The 3,317-nt window shown below is 62.1% G+C and carries 2 protein-coding genes and 1 pseudogene; 2 read left to right on the forward strand and 1 reads right to left on the reverse strand.

Features of this window, described 5'->3' with window-relative positions; genetic code table 11:
- Positions 1 to 93 precede the first annotated feature (93 nt).
- A complete protein-coding gene (locus H7I57_RS19415; RefSeq protein WP_264025397.1) occupies positions 94 to 1,104 on the reverse strand; it encodes a dihydrodipicolinate synthase family protein in 1,011 nt (336 codons plus the stop codon).
- 288 nt (positions 1,105 to 1,392) lie between these two features.
- On the opposite strand from H7I57_RS19415, the gene H7I57_RS19420 reads away from it, so the two are divergent.
- Both H7I57_RS19420 and H7I57_RS19425 read left to right on the forward strand, forming a co-directional pair.
- Positions 1,393 to 2,583: an amidohydrolase family protein gene (locus H7I57_RS19420; protein ID WP_264025398.1), complete on the forward strand. Its 1,191-nt coding sequence runs from the start codon at positions 1,393 to 1,395 to the stop codon at positions 2,581 to 2,583.
- Between the two features lie 34 nt (positions 2,584 to 2,617).
- Positions 2,618 to 3,208 (forward strand): annotated as a pseudogene (locus H7I57_RS19425) (SDR family oxidoreductase); the annotation flags it as partial.
- Positions 3,209 to 3,317 lie beyond the last annotated feature (109 nt).

Here is a 3,317-nt window from a genome sequence, read left to right on the forward strand (position 1 = left end):
CCGTCGGCATCGAGATCATCAGGCACACCCCATGATCCCCTACACCCGCCACCGGCCCAGGCACCCCGCCCGGCGTGTTACTGACCCACGCTCCTAGCTGTCGATCAGACCGAACTTCTCGTAGGCCGACTTCATCTGAGCTTTGGCGGCGTCGGGAATCTCGGCGACCTGCGGCGGACGGGTGTAGGGGTAGGAGCCCGGCGACAGGCCGAGCAGCGATGTCGCGAACTTGTGGCCTGCCGCCCAGTGGGTGAAATAATCCGGGCGGCCCGGATAGCAGGTCCACCAAGGGCCCCGGTCAACGTCGAACTGGTCGAGGCCAGTGGTCTGGGCGTAGTCCATCGCCTCGACCAGCTTGTCATCCCAGATCAGTTGCCAGTATTCGGTGAGAACGCGACGCTGCGGCGTCTCGAATAGGTAGCCGACAGTGCCCAGTTGCGCCGGAGCGACGATGCCTTCACGAAGCCAGCCGGCCCGGTATACCGAGACGTCACATTCCCAGATCTGCAAATCCGGCGCCAGCTCGTGCAGCACCCGCGTCGAGAACGGACGGAAGGCGCCTTCCTTGGAGGCGCAGACCGCCGGGATCTCCTCATAGATCCCCGCTGCTTCGGCCGGCGTGAGGACGTACCCGCCTGATGGCGAGTTGAACATGCCCAGCGCAATGTCAGTGCGGTCCGCGACGTATTTGAAGAACCGAAGAACACCCTCCCCCGCATGGACTTCCATCATTGGTGTCTGGATGTAGACAATGTCGGCACCCGAGTCTTGCGCATGCCGGGTGAGTTCTAGGCAATCCTTTGCGGACAGGGCCGCAGTGCACGCCTGGATCACCACATCCCGGTTGATCGCTCGAGCCTCCTCGACTGCAACCTCGAGCAGTTGCTTCCGCTCGGCGATCGTCAGTGCCCAGAATTCCCCGCACCCACTCGTGAGCCACAACATCGCGTGCTGGAGGTCGCCGACGCAGTAGCGGACCAGCGCCCGGTAGGCGTCCCAATCGATGTCGTCGCCATCGTCACCGGCAAACGGTGTGATGAGCGAATCACCGATGCCCCGCAGACCTTCTCGCGCCCATTCGCGCGCTTCCCTCGCCTTGGCCATGTTTAGTCCTTCCACCGATCCGTAGTGCCCACAGCAGCCCCGTGCCCACAATGATTAACGCGAGGACCATTGTTGCGGCAGGCGACCTGCGCAACGGGCGGACATTCAGCCGACCCCACAAACTTAACACTCGAGAAGGTCATTGAGAACGCCGATTTCCGGCCGCCGACCGACACAACCTCAGTTGGAGGGTGCCACCCCGTATGGGCTGAATCAGCGCCACGTGATAATTTGTTCTCGACGTGGAGAATGTGCGCTCTCGCACGCGTAATAGGAGGCCTCTACACCATGACACGGAACATCAGCTACCCGGTCTACGACGCCGACAACCACATGTACGAGACCCGGGAGGCACTTACGAAGTACCTTCCCCAAGAGTTCAAGGGCAGGGTCAACTATGTCGAGGTCGACGGTCGCACCAAGATCATGTTCAACAACAAGATCAGCGAGATGATCCCGAACCCGACGTTCTCCCGCGTTGCGCGCCCCGGCAGCGCCGAGGACTACTTCTTGGGCCTCAATCCTGAGGGCAAGTCGTTCCGCGAGTTCGTCGGACAGGCCATGGACGTCATCCCGGCGTACCAGGCGCCCGCACCGCGACTGGAGCTCATGAACGAGCAAGGCATCACCGGCGCCGTCATGTACCCGACCCTGGCCAGCCTGGTCGAGGAGCGCACCACCGACGACGTATACCTGACCCACGCCATCATCCATGCACTCAACGAGTGGATGCACGAGCACTGGACCTTCGACTATGAAGGTCGCATCTTCGCCACCCCCGTGGTCAACCTGTCCATTGTCGACAAGGCCATCGAGGAACTGCACTGGTGCCTCGAGCGTGGTGCCCGTACGTTCTTGGTCCGTCCGGCCGCGGTACCGGGAATCAACGGCAAATCGAGGTCTCTGGGCCTTCCTGAGTTCGACCCGTTCTGGAGCGAGGTAGTCAAAGCAGGTGTACCGGTCACCTTCCACGCCTCTGACAGCGGGTATGCAAACCATCTGGCCGCATGGGAAGGCGGGGACGAGCAGCTGCCGTTCGCCATCAGCGGGCTGCGGGAGGTCGTCATCGGCCATCGCGCAATCGAGGACACGCTGTCGGCCCTGATCTGCCATGGCGCGCTGTCGCGCTTCCCCGACCTCAAGGTCATCTGCGTGGAGAACGGTTCCAGTTGGGTGAAGGGCTTGCTGGCACAGCTCAAGAAGGCGTACGGCATGATGCCTCAGACTTTCCTCGAGGAGCCGGTGAGCGTCTTCCAGCGTCAGCTCTACATCCACCCATTCCTCGAGGACGATATTCACGAGATCCTCGACATCATGGGCGAGGACCACGTCTTGTTCGGTTCGGACTTCCCCCATCCCGAGGGCGTCGGCGATCCCGTGACGTTCGCCGACCGGATCGCGGATCTCCCCCCGGCCACAGTCGAGAAGATCATGGGTGGCAATCTGGCCGGCCTACTCGGCGTCAGGGCAACTGTGTGAGTAGGAGCATGTGAGCAACAGCGATGAAGTATCCATGAAATCCGTCTTCATCACAGGCGCGGGCAGCGGCATTGGCCGAGCGGGCGCCGAGTTGTTCCTTCGTAAAGGCTGGCGAGTCGGCGCCGTCGACCGAGATGCCGGCGGTCTGGCCACATTGACCGGAGCGTCGGATCGACTGTGGACCGACAAGGTCGATGTCACCGACAAGGCCGCTCTTGCGGCGGCCATCGCGGCCTTCTGCGACAGAAACCCTGGCGGTCGCCTCGACATGATGTGGAACAACGCCGGAATCGGCCAGTCGGGCTGGTTCGAGGACGTCCCGTACGACTTGGCGATGAAGGTCGTCGATATCAATTTCCGCTCGGTGCTCGCGGGGGCTGTCGAGGCGTTGCCGTATCTGAAGAAGGCGCCCAACAGCCTGATGTTCACCACCTCGTCGTCGGCGGCCACTTATGGCCTGCCGATGTCTGCGGTGTACTCCGCAACCAAGCACGCGGTTAAGGGATTGACCGAAGCGCTGAGCATCGAGTGGTCACGGCACGACATCCGGGTCGCCGACGTACTTCCCGGTTTCATCGATACTGGGATCTTGGTAAACACCCCGAACCACTCGAAGGGCGGAGCGACGCTCACCTATAAGCCTTGATTCACCGATCGACCCTCGGCGTGGGGGCGAAATTCGGTTGTGCGCTTTGGAGTCGGGGTGGGCCGTTGTGCGGGATCAGATGATGGCC

Origin of the sequence: Mycolicibacterium pyrenivorans, assembly GCF_025821625.1 — a bacterium.
Taxonomy (GTDB): domain Bacteria; phylum Actinomycetota; class Actinomycetes; order Mycobacteriales; family Mycobacteriaceae; genus Mycobacterium; species Mycobacterium pyrenivorans.

What these genes read in the sequence shown, in the direction of transcription:
- H7I57_RS19415 (WP_264025397.1), bottom strand. Translation starts at nt 1,104, where the DNA reads ATGGCCAAGGCGAGGGAAGCGCGCGAATGGGCGCGAGAAGGTCTGCGG.
- H7I57_RS19420 (WP_264025398.1), top strand. Translation starts at nt 1,393, where the DNA reads ATGACACGGAACATCAGCTACCCGGTCTACGACGCCGACAACCACATG.